This is a genomic window from Desulfobacula sp. (assembly GCF_030145145.1).
Lineage (GTDB): Bacteria > Desulfobacterota > Desulfobacteria > Desulfobacterales > Desulfobacteraceae > Desulfobacula.
Map to the genome: position 1 here is coordinate 1 of NZ_JAQYWD010000037.1, position 16,321 is coordinate 16,321.

Consider the following 16,321-nt stretch of genomic DNA (forward strand, 5'->3'; position numbering starts at 1 on the left):
TAAAGAGGCTCAGCTTCTTCATATTTGCCCTGGGATCTGTAAAGCCCAGCCAGATTGTTCAGGGTGGTGGCTACAGAGGGATGATCAGGCCCCAGAACGGTTTCTATTATTTTCAGTGCCCTGGTGTAAAGAGGCTCAGCTTCTTCATATTTGCCCTGGGATTCATATAGCCCAGCCAGATTGTTCAGGGTGGTGGCTACATCGGGATGATCAGGCCCTTTTGAAATTTCTTCCCGCATTAAACAAACCCAGGCAATTGGCTCAGCTGTATAATATCTGCCTGCATTCTCAAGATATGAACTCAATTTAGAAAGTCTCCAAGCACTCGGGAACTCATCCTCTGGCTGATCTTTTCCAGACTGTTGGGCTATATGAAGAATGTGCGGGATTAGCGCATACCCTTTGATATAATTTCCTGTTTTGTTTATCTCATCTACTTTGGAATTTATATGACCTAATACAGCTTCTCCCCATTTTATATCCTCATCTAAAAAGAAGATTGCCTGTTGAATAAGACGATGAATCCCGTATCCATTTGATGTTTTCTTCAAGATGGATAAATCGGTCAGGTGGGCCAGGATTGTATATATGTCTTTTTCTGACATCTCCAAAACATCAGCCAGCAGATCAGGTACAATCGTTTCCGGATCAAGGTAAGCAATGGAACAAAGGACATCCCTTGTGCGTGGCTGCGTAAATTGCTGACCGGCCAAGTTAAGGGATGCCAGAACGCTTGTACATTCTTTGTTACATGTCTCTCGCTCTTTTTGAATCAAGTTCTTTGGAAGATCTTTAACCATTTGTTTTAATGGGTATCCACGGGAAAGGCTTCCCAATATCTCCAAAGCCAGGGGCAGGTATCCCATCTTTAAACAGATGGCCTTTACAAAATCCATATCCTTTTCGTTCATTTTGGAACGGTCCAGTTTTGCGTAGCCTAAAAAGATATCTATTGCAGTATCCGGGTCCGGCAATTCCATGTCTATCTGTTGAATGGCCATGGCCTGGTTGCGTGTCGTCACAAGTTGGTGAGAGTCTTTAATTTCGGCAATATCATCCGGGATCTTATCTGATTCAAGGTTGTCAAGGATGATCAGTTTAAGGCCGTCGCTTTGAAGCTGTGATATTAAAATATGAACCAAGACTTGTTCATCAGCTTCTAACCATTCACCATGAGTCAATCGCTGCCTGTCTGTCATTTTTAAAAAAGCGGATGCAGCCCCTAAAAGGCCGTTCTCCATACCTAACCAGAATACACCGCCAGGGTAATCGCCTGCATGTCTGTGCGCATACTCAATGGCCATGGCAGTTTTTCCGATTCCGCCCTGGCCAACAGCTGCTGCCTGGCAAACGGCTGCTTGATACTCTGTTGTGAATTTGTCTTTTATTTTATTTGTCCAGATATCCCCATTTTTAAGAAAGGAGTTTTTAGGATATGGGACAAGGAATATCGATGTGTCAGGGTGGTGGAGTTCATTTGAAAAGACAGCCCCAAAATTTTTATCAAAATGCTCTATTATTTCTTTTTTTGATTCGGTTGTATGCTCATTAACCTCTTTTGCAGTTTTCTCAATGTCTTCTTTTGTTGAAGGATCAGGCTTTTGCGTATTAAGATAGGCTTTAATTAAATGGGCAATAGTAAGGATAAAGCTGAGTATGAAAATATAAAATATAATTTGCGAATTCGTATTTCCTGCCATTGCTTTTTGATAATTAAATCCAATGACAATAAAGGACAGAACTATTATAAAAACGTCTACCAGAAATATTTTCAGATTCAAGATCATATGAACTCCTATTGATAAACAATTTTTTGTTCTTCAAACGAATTCGGCAGTCTGATAAATACGAGTTTAGAGCTTATTTAAGGTCTTTTCAGATATCTGTTGAACAGTCAAGGAATAATGACATGCAAGCCGCAATGATTTGCTTTCTATCGCATAAAAAACAAAAAAGAGGACGTGCTTTCTGTTGATGTTATCTTACAACGGTAAAGGCATTTCAATTAATCAATTATGGTGGAAATATAATTGATTCTTATAAAAGAAACCAAAATAACCTTTATTGGAGACCAAGTTGATTTTGTCCATCAAATTCGATTCCCTCAGAGTGTTCCCTTGCCTTACCCCAACCTATCCAATTGTAATAATCAATTTCGTTACTTCCATCTTCGCCCAAAGTGCGGGGGACCATTAATCATTTCCTATTTTATACCCGGCTTCTTCCCACGCCTTTCTCATTACTTCATTTTTCTTTAAATATTCATCAACCACTTCTTTTGAGACCCGATTAAAAATACAAGAAAAATTAACGCATTTTGAACAGGTATTTCTTCCTAATATTACAAAAAACACAATCGTTCCAAGTGCGGTAAGTCCTGCCCATAAGTATTGCTCCCCAATTATGGAAAAGTATATGGGATAACCAAAAAGAATGCTAAAGCCTATTACAAGTTGAAACTTCTCCCACCTGTTTATAGGTGCCGGATTATATTTCCAGAATTTAGGACACCCGGCATTCGCATGGCATTCCAGTAAAAAGCCCTCTTTGGCATAGTAGGGACAATGACTGCATAAAATTTTAATCTCCCAGAAACCAAAAAAAAATATCCAGAAAACAAACATCCATGCAATCTGGTTAGAGTAACCTCCACGATTCATCCCTATTAATCCGGGTACCAAAAATACGGAAAACAATAGAATAAATTTTAACCAATCAAAAACACTAAATCTACATTTTAATTTACCTGAGATAGTACACCCTGTACAGTTCGACTCTTGGCCGGCAGTACAAATACCATTGGGATTATCATGACCAACCGGATTCATTATCGGTCTCCTTCAATCATGCTACGACTAAAAAGTTTGATCTGTAAATCAGTATCAGTGTTTCAAATTTGTGTAAAGAAACATTCAATTATATGGAAGGATAATAAGCAAATTAATCAAGATGCCATTAAGGTATATTGGAGATAAAAAGTAGGAGTAGACCGACTCTGATATGGTGCGGACCGGACTATGTTGGGTGCAAAGTTTTTAAATTGTCGGTTTCCCTTTTGGCCAGACTCATATCATCAATTAAATTATTATCGTTCATAGATATGAAAAGGGTGGCTCGAAAGTCTGCATCAAGTTTTAAACACTCCGTCAATCCCCATACGATATCTGCATCAGAGTGGCAACAGTTATGGACTTCCCCGGAAATGTTGGAAAGATCACGCAGCGTAAAATCAATATTGTCATTATATATGATATTAAGCAGGAGGCCGCTCGAATTTTTTATATGGGCTTTGTAAGTATCTATGGTTTGTTTAAAGGCGTTGAAACTGTCCTTATAAGAACTTACCGTATGAACCATAACTCCGCTTTTTCCTGAAACATTACTTTTTACATCTGCAAAATCAAGGCCGACGCGGCTGGGGATCATAAGCATGGAAAAAAGGCTGTGGATCGTTAAAATCGCTTGGTGTTCATAATGTTTCTCATGAATAAAGACACAGGCTTCTTGTTCGTTCACCGGAAAATTCTGCGCAGCCAGAAGGGGGTTCTCGTCTTCAATGGCTATTGTGAATGACAGGAAAAGATCGTGACAATTGATGAGTTCTCTTGCGATCCAAAAGTCCCTATCTTTCATAGACCCTATGAGAAAGACGATTTGACCTTCAGAAATGAATCCATCTATCTGATTGTTATTGGGGCTGAAGTGCTGAATTATAGCAGGCTTGCCAGCCAGAACGTCAATCGGTTTCGGTCCAGATTGTAATACCTTAGCAATCTTAAATCCTTTATTTCCAACAGTAATGAAGAGAATTTTTATAATATTTTCTGGAAGTGTAAAACCATTTGGTTCAGATAACGGTGATTGCCGTTTGCCCTGGATATTTAACTGGGATGGAAAAAAGGATAGAGCATCATGAGTGTTTCCTGTTGCAGCTAATATGGTACACAAACCGATGCTCTTTATAAATTTTCGTCTTGATACATTGGACATGATAGATCCTTTTCGAATATTCATTCCTTAACTTTCGGCTGACCGAAAAATCTGTTATAAGGGTTGCTCTAAAATTCCGGTTACAATCGCATCTTTTATTCTTGTAACTGTATTTTGTTTTTTTAAATTTATTGCTCAAATTTAGCATATTGACGCAAAAAGCTCAGACACGCGGTTCCAATATTGCCATAACGATTTTTAGCGACAATTACCTTAACAATTTCTTTTTCATGACAACTTGTCATTTGATTCGTAACATCATCCCGATGAATAAATGCCATGATATCTGCATGCTGAAACAACCCACAGGTTTCAGTGGAAGTCTTCAACATTGAAGTCCAATCGCAGCAGATATCATCAATAAGACCACTCATCTGAGATACGACGATTACAGGAATATTCAGTTCCCTGGCAAGAGTCTTAAAAAAAATTGCCATCCGTGTTATTTGCCGTTCGACTGAACAATCATCCGTTGTAATAAGCAACTGGATATAATCAATAATCAGTAACCCAATCCCCAATGATTTTTTCAGATATTTCGCTTTCCTGTGAATCCCTTTTAATGAAAAATCTAATTTATCTTCGATAAAAAGGGGTTTGCCTTCTAATCGAGTGGCAGCATCAGTGAGTTTTCGCCACTCTTTAGGTCTAGGTCGTGTATGAATCAATTGATTCAGATCTATATTGGCTTCTGAAAGCAATAGACGCATTGCTAACTGTTCCGCTGTCATTTTAAAAGAAAAAAAAGCAACTGGAGTGTGCTCTTCAATGGCCACATTTCGGGCAATACCAAGTGCCAAAGAAGATTTCCCCATTTGTGAACCTGAAGCAAGCACGATGAGATTTGAATCTTCTAACCCCAAGAATATGCGATCAAGTTCTGAGAACCCTGTGGAAAGCCCTAAAAGTTCATCTGGATTATTGTGGATTTGCTCAATTTTATCCACATTCATTTCAATGTATTCATCTATTCCAAAAAAATGGTTATGGTTTTTAATTTTTCGGTTTGTCATTTTAATCAATACTCCATGTTCCAAATCTCATTTTATTTGACATTACCATGACAATATTCCATTTTATGGAACGATACTCTGCTTTTTTATGAAAGAATTGGCAATTTTAAATTCAGTATACACTTAATTGGCGGGCGTTTCGAGCATTATTATCATTTTATTTTGGAATTGGCCTTCCACGGGATTTGCTGCTACATGGGAACGTCATCGTCATCATCATTAATATCATTATCAAAATCTTCTTCTTCAATTTCATCCAGGGTGTCCCGGGCGGCCTGGGATACATTAATGTCTGGATCTTTAATTAATTTTTTGAGAATGAAGCCAGGTGTCTCATCGGTGCTTCCCAATCCAAACCTTATGGTGGGATCTGCTTGTTGATAAAGTTTTTCACATAACCAGTCCCTCTCACAGAGTTCATATACTTCCGTTAAATCAGAGATATTATCCACGATTTCAGTTAAAATCTCAGAATCACCAGTGTTTATAAATCGTTCGATATCATCTTTGCCCATTTGTGATAGAAATTTATCCTGGTTAATCATAGATCGCATAACCTCTATTTGAGAATCAGGTAAAAGAAGTCTAACAGTTTTTGCATGAAGATAATTTTTAGATACAATATTTGACCTTGTCTCGGCTGAAGGCGATTGAGCCAATTCGTGGTAGATATTTTTGGTCCTTTTACAATCATCCAAAGCATAGGCTATTTCGTTTAATTCTCTATGCCCGAGCTCTAATCTGACGTTGTTAATAATAAGTTCTGCGGTCATGTTTTATCCTCCTTGTTTTTATTATATGGTTAATAGTATCATTGTCGCATTCCATGGGATGGAACGACTATTCACTTATTTTAAATGGGATCATCATGACTAAAAAAATCAAGCCTGATAAAGACCATGGACAAAAGGTTATAGAGTTATTTTTCAAATTATTCTTCTCCCCATATGAATATTCACTGACTGAGCTTTCAAGGGAATTGGAGTGTTCAAAACAAACAATAGGCCGCATTGTCGATAAAATAAACAGTTCCACTGAAGGTATCAAAATTGAAGATTTCATTAAGGATAGAAGACGGTTCTTCAGGATCAAGAAAGAGAAAATTCCTGCTAAAGAAATAAATTTGACTCAGTCAGAATATGGTGTTTTGCAGATGTGCTGTTCTTTTACAAAACACCTGATTGGAAAAGAAATATTTGACCAGGCTTTGAATGCTCTTGGTAAAAGCCAGGCCTTGATAAAGAATAGGGAGACCGTGTCGGAAAAACATTTTGGTGCCTTTACCCCTGGGACAATAGATTATTCAGGTCACCAACGAATAATAAAGAACCTGATAACTGCCATGGAAAGCAGCAAGGTTTGTAAAATCACCTATAAATCCATCTGGAATCAAGAACCCAAAATATTCTATATCAAACCATTAAAGCTCTTTTCCAAAGACGATACCATTTATTTACATGCTCAAATGGCCAAAGCTCCCGGCAAAGTTTATAAGGCACCTAAGTTTGACCCTCTGCTGGTAATCCACCGGATTGTGGAACTTGAAATCACCGAGATATCTTTTAAATTTCCTGATAATTTTGATTTTGAAAAGTCGTTTAATCAAACTTTTGGTGTTATGAAAGAAGATTCTTTTCAGGCAAAAGTTGAGTTTTCCGGATACGCTGCCAAGCATGTGAAAGAACGGATCTGGAGTCATGACCAAATTATAAAAGAAAAGAAAGACGATAAGATTGAATTAACATTTACTGCGACATCTTACATTGAAACGGTTTCCTGGATACTTTCATATGGCCATGAGGCCCGAATTCTTGAACCAGACTGGTTCGTGGAGGATATGCAGGCAGAAATCAAAAAAATGCATGAATTATATTGATCTCTTTGTGACTTTGACAATTCAAGTATTAATTTTCAAAAAAGTAAAAATGAATTATAGAATCATGAGGAGGCAGACAATTTAATTTACAAAGCCCTCTTTTTGGAAATACTTTTTATAACGTGGCAAAATATCATCTGTAAAATTTATACAAGTCTTCTGGATATTAGCCTTAAAATCTTCAGAATTTTTCAGTTTACCAATGTTAATAATATGTCTTAAAGAATAATTGAGGACTGTGATCTCATCTTTATATTCTTCCTCCTTTTTAAAGATTCCCATACATTTTTGAAAATCAGCCATTTTTTCTTTTCTATTTTTGCCTTTCGGTTCTAAATAAAGATTAAAGGCGGGATATACATCCACGGATTTATCAGTTAGATCTTCCCAATCTATAAAATCATATTGAAAATAAAGCCCAACATCTTTATCAATATCATATGATCTATCATCGTACCAATAAACACAGTCGCCATCAGTTTCGATTACCAAATTATGATCTTTTTGAAAAGGATGCTGTAATTCTAAAATACTTTTTGTTACCAGGTTGTTCACGATTTCTGGTATTTTGATTTGTGCTCTTTTATAGATTTCGTTTAATGCTTCGATATCATCAATGTTATCAATGATAAAATTCAAGTGTTTATCGGTTGTAAAAATCATAATTCATCTTCCTATAAATTAAAACCAATTATAATAATTCAAGAAACATTCAATATTAGTTATCGTATCTGAATTAGTTGCTCTATGCTCAGAATTGACTATTGCCTTCTTAATGGCCATTACCACTTTTGAAACAGACATGGGGATAAAATTATTTTCAAGAGGATATTTATCCTCCTCAGGAGAAAGAAAAATTCCAAGTAGATATTGTTCTTTTATTCCTTTCATTTTGCCCATTTTTAAAAGTTTTTTCCATTGCCGTTCTGTTTGTGGGGCAGTTGAATACGTTTCACTACCACCCCTGATTTTGTTTTCAATGAAAATAATGAATTTGTCAGAAATAATAGCAATGTCTGGGATAGTATCCCCCAAATGATACTCTCTAATAATCTGAACCTCGGCTGAATCAAGAGTTGATATAATAGCAGATACATTTTTATGTCTGTTTTCAATCGTTGATAGAACATTTCTTAAGGGCTCTATTCCTAATTTGTGAGCGGATTTAGGATTTAATAGAGAGGCTAAGGCATCACTTAATTGGTTTTCTGTTGGAGTAAGACCTGCAATACGAAACAAATCATAGTGATGAAGTTTTTTTTCATTGAAAATTTTAAGTACTTTTTTAGCACTGTGAACTTTTTCATCAAGATGCTGTCGATAAATTTCAATAAAATCTTTTAATGATTTCTCAGCACGATATAGTATTGAATTTTGTAAATCCCTAAAATCTATAAGAAGCCGTTCTATCTGAACAAGATCAAATTCCATGACATCCTCATTGAAGTATTTTCAATACGGATACCACCTAAAAGATGTATTTTCAATAATAATATTACTTATGAGTGCCTGTAGTTGATTCTCTTTTTGACATATAAAATGAAAGGAGAATTGCTATGGACATTGATCAAATAAAAACAAAACTTGGTTTCCGGTTAAAGGCACTACGGCTTGATAAGGAATTGAAGCAGGAAGATCTTGAAAACTTCAATTTTTCCTACAGGCATTATGGCAAAATTGAAAGGGGCCAGGTCAACCCAACATTAGGGACACTAGCCCGGCTGTGTGAATTGTTTGATGTCTCTTTATCTGAATTGTTCTTTTTTATGGATGATAAAGGGTCAACCTCAGATATACAACAGGAAGTTGCAGCCAAAATCAGAGGTGTTTTAAAAGAGAATGATGAAGCCAAACTATCCAAATTAAAAATCTTTCTGAATGAAATTTTGTAAATTAAAAATCCCTTTGATCCATTAGCTTTTAGTATAAATAATTGCTATTGTACGTTCTTGAAAAAATTTCTGTGGATTTGAACAGGATCTACTTTATCTCCAATAAAATTGAAAATTCCATTTTGATTCCCATTATGTCTATTTTCTGTAAAGTTGAATCAAGGATAGGATAAGGTTATTCCTGTTGCGATAATTAAAATTCTATTATAGGTATAAATCAAACCTAAGAATTAGGCATGTTTTTCAACCGCAGGGAGCTGCCATGAATTTACTTAATCGGGTTATACTAACATCAATAATATTTCTTTCTTCATGTAGCACTCAAACAGGGAATTATGTAAAAGCAGAGGATTATGTACAAACTGAGGATTCTATTAAAATAGAGAATTTAACGAAAAAAGAGGAATATTTACAACCAGAGGAGGAGCATTTAGCAGCCTTTGGTGATTGGACAGTAAACATAGTTTGGTTTCCTGAATTTAATCCATTATATAATATATTTGGAAATAATCCAGTTGCCCAAGTAGAAACCACAAATAAATATGGTTATACTCTTGGTATAATGTGTTCTGGTGAAAATAAAGGAACATGTGTACCGTACGTGAATCTTAGTCAGCCCTGCGAAGAGTTAGAATACTATAATGCATTAGTCTATGACGATTCTGGAGTTAACTGCGTTTCATTAGAATGTATTCCAATAACTCCAGTCTATTATTTGTTTTTACTCCCTGAAGATCATATGGATTATATATTGTCAGGTAATAAATATGGAATTGCATATGGGACAAAGGACGGTTTATTTAGGGCAGCATATTTTAGTTTAAATGGTTCTACAAAAGCTTTTCTCGAAGGACAGAGATTGTTCAATCGGTTTCAGCCACCAAAAACTGAAGAAAATAAAAAATCAGAACATAAAGATACAGTTCTTTAAATCTGATGTATCCTCAGTTATAAGGTGTTTTTTGGATATTAAAAACATCCTCTTCAAAGACCTGAATTTTGAATTTCTGATTCAACTTTATAACCCTTCAATACTTTTACAACTGACTTTTCCATATTCAAGTTGATAAAGTATATATCAAAAACATTTTGGCAGCGTATGGAAAAATATTTTCCAGGCTTGAACCAGAATCAACTTGGTCTCCAATAAGGTTGAATATCAGATTAAAAGCTTGACTCACATTATATATTGGTATCTATCCTTGCTTTTTAATGAGCCTCGTAATAATTTGGTATTTAATTTTCTAAGCTTAACAATCTAAAGGAGTTCAATTATGGTCGAATGTCAGTATTATCAGGCCGGAGTCAATGTGCAAAGACCAGAAGAAAATCTCCCACAATGGTACTGGTGTGACCATAAGCATAGCAAACATAGTAAAGAAGATATGAATTCAAGGAATACTTCAAACCCCATAAATATGCCCCCTTGTGGAGGAGCTTTGCCTTTATGCACCTTGAGTGCTGAAGAACTTAAGGATGCATAGGATTTAAAATATAATTTAAAAATTCTTCGTCTTTAATTTTAAAGACGAATTTGTCATATTTTAAAATTTCCTTTATGTATTAATATAGGACAGAATGCTATGATTTTCTCTCGTCATCCCAAACTACTTAGCGATTCAGAGCTTAGCACATGGCTTAATTCGCTAATTGAAAGAAAAGTACCAGAGTCTGATTTTTTGGATTACAAAGAATCAATCTCAATCAATTCACCAAAAGAAAAAATGGAACTTTGTAAGGATGTAACTTCCTTCGCTAATGAAAATGGTGGTGCATTAATTTATGGTGTTCCAGAAACAGTTCAAAATGGAATACCCTTGCCAAAAGACATTTCTGAATGCGGCATAGAATTCCCAAGTGATTCAATTATTAATATCGAAAATATATTATTAGATGTTATAGCACCTCCGCTGCCAGAACTTTTTATCAAGGTTATTAGCATAGATGTTACTCCGTCTAAATCAGTGCTATTGATTTACCATCCAGGAAGCTGGAATAAACCTCATATGGTAGAAGGATATAAACAAGGACGTTATTATCGGAGAGGAAATTTTCGTTCTATATTAATGAATGAAAAACAAATTGAAGAGGCTTATTTAAAAAGAAAAGTATCAAGTGATTTTGCGCAAGCATTTTTTGAAAACACAAATTTTCGAAAACCTCCTCAAAAAGTAACTTTTCTTAGGGCAATCGCATGTCCCCACTATTCCTTATACAGACGGGAGGAGATGGCTGAAAAAACCTTTAAAGATTGGCTTGATAGAAATCCTCCGGGTGGTCGAAGAGGAGAATGGGTTCCATTTATTGATGGATGGTGTTTTCGAGGGTATCCAGAAGGCAATTTTTATGGCAAACAATATGAAATACGTTTTTTTCACAATGGAGCCATTTGTTTAGATATTGATTTATCAACTGAAATAAATAATGCGCTACTCAAATTAAAATGGATTGAAGACTATGTTTTTGCTGAACTATTCCTTCCCTACTCAGCAAAGGTATTAGAAGCACATAAAATAAGTGGTCCGGTTTCTTTCAAATTTCATTTGTTCAATGCAAAAGGTTTATCTGCTGAATTTAAATCCGGTAGTTGGTATTCTAACCCCACAATAGGAGCAACCCCAATTGAGACCGACTCTTTAAGCTTTATTGAAGACTCATCGGTTAATGAATTAAACCTATCTCAATCAAATTTGTTGAAAAGATTGGTTGATAGATTTTCTTCCGCATTTGGTCTATGGAGAAATTCAAGAACATCCGAGTTATAACCCTGTTTGCTGCAGCGGACCGTTAAACTATATTTTTTGATAAATTTCATTTAAATTACTTCCCTGCAGTGTTTTTTATAAAATATATAAAAAATCATTTTAACAAAATCACCCGTTCATTTTTATAGGATAACAACTTTATTTTGAGAAAATGTTTTTGATGATGTAAAAAAACTATGGGCAGGGCTTAAATGTTGATTCAGTTACCATTTATTATCACGAAATATCGTAGCCCCATAATTTTAGCGTACAGGTTAAGATGTTATTCCTTCACTATCAATCTAAATCCAAATTAAGTAACATCCACATAGTCCATGGTCACAGATAGCAGGTGGTCATAATCTCCTGCCATGGCTTCTTCCATATATTTTGAAGCATACTCTTTGTCAGCACCGGCTTTAAGAAGTGCTTTTTTTACATGACCTATAATTACGAATGCATTACCATCATTACCAATGAGATTTACGGTTGGTTTAATTTTTGGTTCTATCATAATTTTATCTCCATATTTTATGAAATTTATAAAAGGAATGAATGAGAAACGCCGGGGGAATTTTATGGTTAATAACTTGGAATTAAAAATCACAGTCTAAATCGATTAATGCCTGTTGTGCCTCCAAGACAACTGATTTGTCTGGGTCAGTGGCAAGAATTTTTAAATAGCAGAGTGGAATATCACATCCTGCACCAGCAAGTTCAAAGCGAATTAATGGGTCTTGGTGCTGGACTAGCAGATCCGCTAAATACTGTATATCGCAACAATCAAATTCGTTTACGATGTCGTCGAGCTCCATTATCATCGTCTTTAATAGTCTGACCGATCCAAGTTCAATCAACCTGGTTAATTCGGATTTGTTGAGACATGTTTTCCCGATATCGGTTTTTAGAATTTGACAAAGAACCATAATTGAAGAATCTTGAATAAGAAGTTCCGCTGTCTCAGCCATTAGGTGTACTTTACAAGCCACAGCGGTACGAACCTCTGATGATTTCGACAGCGCAAGCTCATGAAAGATCAGAGCATTCTCTTGGCAGTCTGGAAGTATGTCCGCGATTACCTCCAGTTCTTTAAATCCTATCGAAGCTGAAACGTTATTTATTTTTAGTTTGGTCATTATGTTTTCTCCTCATAAGTTTTAGAAATGATAAATGTGTCTGTTGTAGACAGTCTATATGGCCTTTTTCTTGAATATTCTTTATTCCACAAATCGCATCTTTGCAGTTGTATCCTTGAGTTCCCTCTGTCAGAGTCAAATGTTACCAAACTCTTTTCGGTGATTTTTTTAATGATAGTCCAATGGCTGTAATATCCGTTATCATCTTCAAGTCCGTGCTCATATCCGAGAATTATGGCTGAATCCTGGGAGTTTAGAGCATTCCTTATCTTATTTAAAAACTCGTCTATACTGGTAGCCTTCTTTGACCACCAGGGCCGGTAAACGGTTAATGGTAGGCCCAATTCAATGATTACATTACACAATATTTTATTTACCCTGTCCCTGTATATTCCATACAAAACACCTTCTGCGTCTCCGTATGTTTCGATGTAATAATCCCATATTGATTCAAAAACTTTATTTTTATTTATGTTTGGAAATAGTAATGACATGACATTCCCAATCGCATAAAAGCCACATTGGCTGCTAAAATCCCCTTGTAGTGCTGGTTTTACCGGGTTTTTAGCCATTGATATTGATTCTTGTTTGAAATGTGGTTTGTATGGCGGGAAATACACTTTTCCCCGTCGTTACAGCATTTTTTGATATCATTGTATGCATGATGGTAAAATGATGATGAACATGACTTATATAATCAAACATCTATGGTCTTCTATTTAATGCAGTTACCATTGAGATCCGTTTTGACAGCTTTTGATTTAAGCTTTACTAAATCGTTGACACGGGCGCGGTTTGCCAAAGCTTTGGTTAGCAGAGTAGTGTATTTATTTTTGAAAGACTCATTGTGATATTCATAGCCGAGCATATGAGTTAGTTCTTCAGCAGCAGAAAATATCATATCAAAAACTGATTCCTCCCATGATGCTTCATAATAAGGGAAAGGATTGAAAGATATATAACCGTGCCTGTATTCAGCCCGTCTGGATAGATCCTCACTCATCAACAATCCATACCCATATCTTTTATTGATGTCAGCACATTCCGCGACTTCGTCTAACACCTCCTTCCATAACCAGGCCAGTTTTATCGTGGTTTGATCATAAAGAAGATAAGTCAAGTCACTGTTAATTTTCATATCAGTGACTACGATGAATCCAGAGTTAAAATGATTTCGATACCATGTAAGGCATTCATCAAATTTTTTGGTGTTGTAGATGCTTTTAGCCGACTTCATGGCAGAACGAATCTGATTTTCATTTTCTTTGTCAATTATTGATTCTTGAACTAAAAATTTTCCATCAAGCATTTCGGTAATATCATCAACAGTAAGTTCGGTAATGTCCTTATCTATCTGCTCAGCAAACAATTTGACAGTTTCAAGACTTTCTTCATTTAATTCATTGGTAAAAGCGGTGGCATAGCTTGAAATGTTTTCTAACTTTTTAACCTGAATAATGCTTTCTTTCCTGAGACAGGTGCTTTCAGAATCGATAGCTACTTTTCCAACCATTTTCGTGAATTTATCCTGCCACTCTCCAATGAAAGAATCTCGGTTGGATGTCAGGCAGTCATAGGATGACATTGAAATATTAAAGACATAGCATTTATCCAGAACAGAATGTAAAGAGAACATGAACAACCCGTGTGCCTGAACAATTATCATGTTTTTAGATTCATATTGTTGATCATCTATCAGATAAAGTGACCCAAGATCATCTATGACAAAAGCCTTTTTCCCGTGTTTAAGCCAATCAGATTCAACCTTTTCCCCATTATATTTTACAACTATTCCCCTGCTTTGAAAATTACACATACCGATGTAGTGTTTAATTTTGGTTTCAATATTTCTAACTTTATCTTTAATGAATATTCTGCTTATGGTTCCATGGATGGGATCACATTTTTGTATTTCATAGTTTGCCCCATTGCCAATAATCATGGAATTTTGAGAACGGATTCCCCATTGAGGCCATGCAAAATAAAGAATCTCTTTTGCTTTACCGATACCGCCAATGGAACACTTTTTCTTGTATGAACCACCCAATGTTAATAATGCGGTTTCAATGGTGGTTAATGACATACCAACGCCGTCATCTGTTATTTTCAGCCATTCACCATCAAAATTTAATTCAATATTTTTAGCGTCAGCATCAACACTGTTTTGGATAAATTCTCTTATGAGAGCTGATTCCCAGTTATAATAGTCCTTCAAGGCCATTCTAAAGAAATAATCAGAAGGGATTGATACCTGTTTTTTCACTATAATGTCTCCCATGGTTTTTTTGTTAATGTTGAAATTATTGATTTGGAGCTGTGTAAACTTCTTCTCGGTGAAAACGTACAATGCATGCAAAAGGACTTATCTTTACAAGCTTCACAAATTTTGTTTTTATCTAAGGTTGTTACAAGGTGATTGAATATATCATTCATGGTTTTGGTCATTGGCATTTTACATGCCCAGGCTATTCGTCTTAGAACAGCACTTTGAGTCTGATTGAGTTCTGGTGTATAAGCCATAATTATCAAAGTATTCCATTACGGCATTGAACAATTCGTTCAATTTCTGATGCTCTTTTGATTTGCCAATATAGGTCACAATCGATTTCCACATATCCGATGCGAATAGATTTCAAGTCATTAAAGGAAAAGTATCCCCATTCAGCCATTTCAAAATCATCATTTAAAATGACAAAGCCAAAGAATTGGTCATCGCCGTCATATTCAGCGACATACCAGTCACACCCGCCTATGAAAAAATGAAGAAATATTTTCTTATGTTTGATAGGGATAAAGTCTGTTGTATAAATTTTAGGGATCTTATCTAATTGGTCTTTAGTCGGTGTGTTCCACATAATATTCTCCTTTTTATGCTACCAGTGATTTATTGTTTTCGGTCTTGATTTCTTCCGAACCATGCAGATTTCTTATATCAGTCATGCTAAATTTCTTTTTTCCTCTTTTGCGATATACGTCCTCATGATAATACCAAGCCTTTTTATTGCCTGAAAACTTCATCTTGAGATCCCTTAAAATCGTTTTATGGTCGTATGTGTTACCAGATACCCAAAGCCAGGAGCCAATGATTTCAATTTTAATCCCTGGAATGGTTTTGATTTTATCAATCATTGCCTGAATAGTCTCAGTTAATGGGGTCTGCTTTTGTGCTGTCCTTGCCTGTTCGCCAGTCCACCAAGATTCACAATTTTTCAAAAAGTCATAAGCAATATTAACAAGTTTCATTACCTCAACATCACCATTTTTATCCGGGTGATGTTTCAAACATGCTGCCCGGTATGCTGTCTTTAGTCCGGCTTCTGTTTTTTCCGATGGACTTAGTATTGAAAGTGCTTGTATAATGTTCATGTAAGTTCCTTTCAGCCCTGCTAAATTACCGTTTAACGGGGGCATTTTGTGCCAGGCTTTCAGCGAGGTTGTTAATATCCACATAGTGTGCAGATGATCCTAAATTTCTTCCCATTGTAAATAATGATGTTGTTACCAAGGTTGGTACCAAAAGTGACCTTGTGGCCACAATCAAGTGTGAATCTTTTCCCTTTTAAAGAAATAAGAAAATCCCCTAATTTGTCCGTTTCTTTGTACCCCTTCATAACTTGCCCTCCTCTTTAAAATACAAAACCTTCGAAAGACTATCTCTCAAAGGCATTTG

At 35.8% G+C, this 16,321-nt stretch carries 17 protein-coding genes; 4 read left to right on the forward strand and 13 right to left on the reverse strand.

Annotated features, from left to right (window positions below; genetic code table 11):
- The 5 genes from Q1Q15_RS19175 to Q1Q15_RS19195 all read right to left on the reverse strand — a co-directional run.
- On the reverse strand, positions 1-1,787 hold a 1,787-nt coding region (locus tag Q1Q15_RS19175; protein WP_300463648.1), incomplete at its 3' end, for a tetratricopeptide repeat protein.
- A gap of 405 nt (positions 1,788-2,192) precedes the next feature.
- Positions 2,193-2,828, reverse strand: a complete 636-nt coding sequence (locus Q1Q15_RS19180; RefSeq protein WP_300463651.1) for a hypothetical protein — start codon at positions 2,826-2,828, stop codon at positions 2,193-2,195.
- Positions 2,829-3,015: 187 nt separating this feature from the next.
- Complete coding sequence (locus tag Q1Q15_RS19185) at positions 3,016-3,990, reverse strand: hypothetical protein (RefSeq protein ID WP_300463653.1); 975 nt, start codon at positions 3,988-3,990, stop codon at positions 3,016-3,018.
- A 128-nt stretch (positions 3,991-4,118) separates the two neighbouring features.
- Positions 4,119-5,003 (reverse strand): DnaB-like helicase C-terminal domain-containing protein, encoded by an 885-nt coding sequence (locus tag Q1Q15_RS19190; RefSeq protein WP_300463655.1) that lies wholly within the window; start codon positions 5,001-5,003, stop codon positions 4,119-4,121.
- Positions 5,004-5,194: 191 nt separating this feature from the next.
- Positions 5,195-5,776, reverse strand: a complete 582-nt coding sequence (locus Q1Q15_RS19195) for a hypothetical protein (protein ID WP_300463658.1) — start codon at positions 5,774-5,776, stop codon at positions 5,195-5,197.
- A 95-nt stretch (positions 5,777-5,871) separates the two neighbouring features.
- Between Q1Q15_RS19195 and Q1Q15_RS19200 the strand changes: the two genes are divergently transcribed.
- The gene (locus tag Q1Q15_RS19200) at positions 5,872-6,879 is read left to right on the forward strand and encodes a WYL domain-containing protein (RefSeq protein WP_300463661.1); all 1,008 of its coding nucleotides are present in this window, start codon (positions 5,872-5,874) and stop codon (positions 6,877-6,879) included.
- Between the two features lie 81 nt (positions 6,880-6,960).
- Here the strand turns inward: Q1Q15_RS19200 and Q1Q15_RS19205 are convergent, their stop codons facing one another.
- Together Q1Q15_RS19205 and Q1Q15_RS19210 are read right to left on the reverse strand one after the other, a co-directional pair.
- On the reverse strand, positions 6,961-7,542 hold the full coding sequence (locus Q1Q15_RS19205; protein ID WP_300463664.1) for a hypothetical protein: 582 nt from the start codon (positions 7,540-7,542) through the stop codon (positions 6,961-6,963).
- A gap of 18 nt (positions 7,543-7,560) precedes the next feature.
- Positions 7,561-8,310: a PD-(D/E)XK nuclease family protein gene (locus Q1Q15_RS19210; protein WP_300463666.1), complete on the reverse strand. Its 750-nt coding sequence runs from the start codon at positions 8,308-8,310 to the stop codon at positions 7,561-7,563.
- 125 nt (positions 8,311-8,435) lie between these two features.
- On the opposite strand from Q1Q15_RS19210, the gene Q1Q15_RS19215 reads away from it, so the two are divergent.
- From Q1Q15_RS19215 to Q1Q15_RS19225, 3 genes are all read left to right on the forward strand, one after another.
- On the forward strand, positions 8,436-8,771 hold the full coding sequence (locus tag Q1Q15_RS19215; protein WP_300463669.1) for a helix-turn-helix transcriptional regulator: 336 nt from the start codon (positions 8,436-8,438) through the stop codon (positions 8,769-8,771).
- A 262-nt stretch (positions 8,772-9,033) separates the two neighbouring features.
- Positions 9,034-9,702, forward strand: coding sequence for a hypothetical protein (locus Q1Q15_RS19220; protein WP_300463671.1), 669 nt, complete (start codon positions 9,034-9,036; stop codon positions 9,700-9,702).
- 652 nt (positions 9,703-10,354) lie between these two features.
- Entirely contained in the window at positions 10,355-11,536 is a 1,182-nt protein-coding gene (locus tag Q1Q15_RS19225) for an ATP-binding protein (protein WP_300463674.1), read from the forward strand.
- A 292-nt stretch (positions 11,537-11,828) separates the two neighbouring features.
- On the opposite strand, the gene Q1Q15_RS19230 is transcribed toward Q1Q15_RS19225, so the two are convergent.
- The 6 genes from Q1Q15_RS19230 to Q1Q15_RS19255 form a co-directional block, all read right to left on the reverse strand.
- Positions 11,829-12,029, reverse strand: a complete 201-nt coding sequence (locus Q1Q15_RS19230; RefSeq protein WP_300463677.1) for a hypothetical protein — start codon at positions 12,027-12,029, stop codon at positions 11,829-11,831.
- Between the two features lie 82 nt (positions 12,030-12,111).
- Positions 12,112-12,651: a hypothetical protein gene (locus tag Q1Q15_RS19235; RefSeq protein WP_300463679.1), complete on the reverse strand. Its 540-nt coding sequence runs from the start codon at positions 12,649-12,651 to the stop codon at positions 12,112-12,114.
- Positions 12,651-13,223 carry a hypothetical protein gene (locus tag Q1Q15_RS19240; RefSeq protein WP_300463681.1) on the reverse strand — a complete coding sequence of 191 codons (573 nt, stop codon included), beginning with the start codon at positions 13,221-13,223 and terminating at the stop codon, positions 12,651-12,653. Before Q1Q15_RS19240 ends, Q1Q15_RS19235 begins: the two co-directional genes overlap by 1 nt.
- A gap of 143 nt (positions 13,224-13,366) precedes the next feature.
- Positions 13,367-14,914 (reverse strand): ATP-binding protein, encoded by a 1,548-nt coding sequence (locus tag Q1Q15_RS19245; protein ID WP_300463684.1) that lies wholly within the window; start codon positions 14,912-14,914, stop codon positions 13,367-13,369.
- Between the two features lie 262 nt (positions 14,915-15,176).
- Positions 15,177-15,506: a DUF2958 domain-containing protein gene (locus tag Q1Q15_RS19250; protein ID WP_300463687.1), complete on the reverse strand. Its 330-nt coding sequence runs from the start codon at positions 15,504-15,506 to the stop codon at positions 15,177-15,179.
- Between the two features lie 13 nt (positions 15,507-15,519).
- Positions 15,520-16,017 carry a J domain-containing protein gene (locus Q1Q15_RS19255; protein ID WP_300463690.1) on the reverse strand — a complete coding sequence of 166 codons (498 nt, stop codon included), beginning with the start codon at positions 16,015-16,017 and terminating at the stop codon, positions 15,520-15,522.
- Positions 16,018-16,321 lie beyond the last annotated feature (304 nt).

What these genes read in the sequence shown, in the direction of transcription:
- Q1Q15_RS19210 (WP_300463666.1), bottom strand. Translation starts at nt 8,310, where the DNA reads ATGGAATTTGATCTTGTTCAGATAGAACGGCTTCTTATAGATTTTAGG.
- Q1Q15_RS19195 (WP_300463658.1), bottom strand. Translation starts at nt 5,776, where the DNA reads ATGACCGCAGAACTTATTATTAACAACGTCAGATTAGAGCTCGGGCAT.
- Q1Q15_RS19255 (WP_300463690.1), bottom strand. Translation starts at nt 16,017, where the DNA reads ATGAACATTATACAAGCACTTTCAATACTAAGTCCATCGGAAAAAACA.
- Q1Q15_RS19205 (WP_300463664.1), bottom strand. Translation starts at nt 7,542, where the DNA reads ATGATTTTTACAACCGATAAACACTTGAATTTTATCATTGATAACATT.
- Q1Q15_RS19220 (WP_300463671.1), top strand. Translation starts at nt 9,034, where the DNA reads ATGAATTTACTTAATCGGGTTATACTAACATCAATAATATTTCTTTCT.
- Q1Q15_RS19180 (WP_300463651.1), bottom strand. Translation starts at nt 2,828, where the DNA reads ATGAATCCGGTTGGTCATGATAATCCCAATGGTATTTGTACTGCCGGC.
- Q1Q15_RS19240 (WP_300463681.1), bottom strand. Translation starts at nt 13,223, where the DNA reads ATGGCTAAAAACCCGGTAAAACCAGCACTACAAGGGGATTTTAGCAGC.
- Q1Q15_RS19190 (WP_300463655.1), bottom strand. Translation starts at nt 5,003, where the DNA reads ATGACAAACCGAAAAATTAAAAACCATAACCATTTTTTTGGAATAGAT.
- Q1Q15_RS19215 (WP_300463669.1), top strand. Translation starts at nt 8,436, where the DNA reads ATGGACATTGATCAAATAAAAACAAAACTTGGTTTCCGGTTAAAGGCA.
- Q1Q15_RS19230 (WP_300463677.1), bottom strand. Translation starts at nt 12,029, where the DNA reads ATGATAGAACCAAAAATTAAACCAACCGTAAATCTCATTGGTAATGAT.
- Q1Q15_RS19235 (WP_300463679.1), bottom strand. Translation starts at nt 12,651, where the DNA reads ATGACCAAACTAAAAATAAATAACGTTTCAGCTTCGATAGGATTTAAA.
- Q1Q15_RS19185 (WP_300463653.1), bottom strand. Translation starts at nt 3,990, where the DNA reads ATGTCCAATGTATCAAGACGAAAATTTATAAAGAGCATCGGTTTGTGT.
- Q1Q15_RS19250 (WP_300463687.1), bottom strand. Translation starts at nt 15,506, where the DNA reads ATGTGGAACACACCGACTAAAGACCAATTAGATAAGATCCCTAAAATT.
- Q1Q15_RS19200 (WP_300463661.1), top strand. Translation starts at nt 5,872, where the DNA reads ATGACTAAAAAAATCAAGCCTGATAAAGACCATGGACAAAAGGTTATA.
- Q1Q15_RS19225 (WP_300463674.1), top strand. Translation starts at nt 10,355, where the DNA reads ATGATTTTCTCTCGTCATCCCAAACTACTTAGCGATTCAGAGCTTAGC.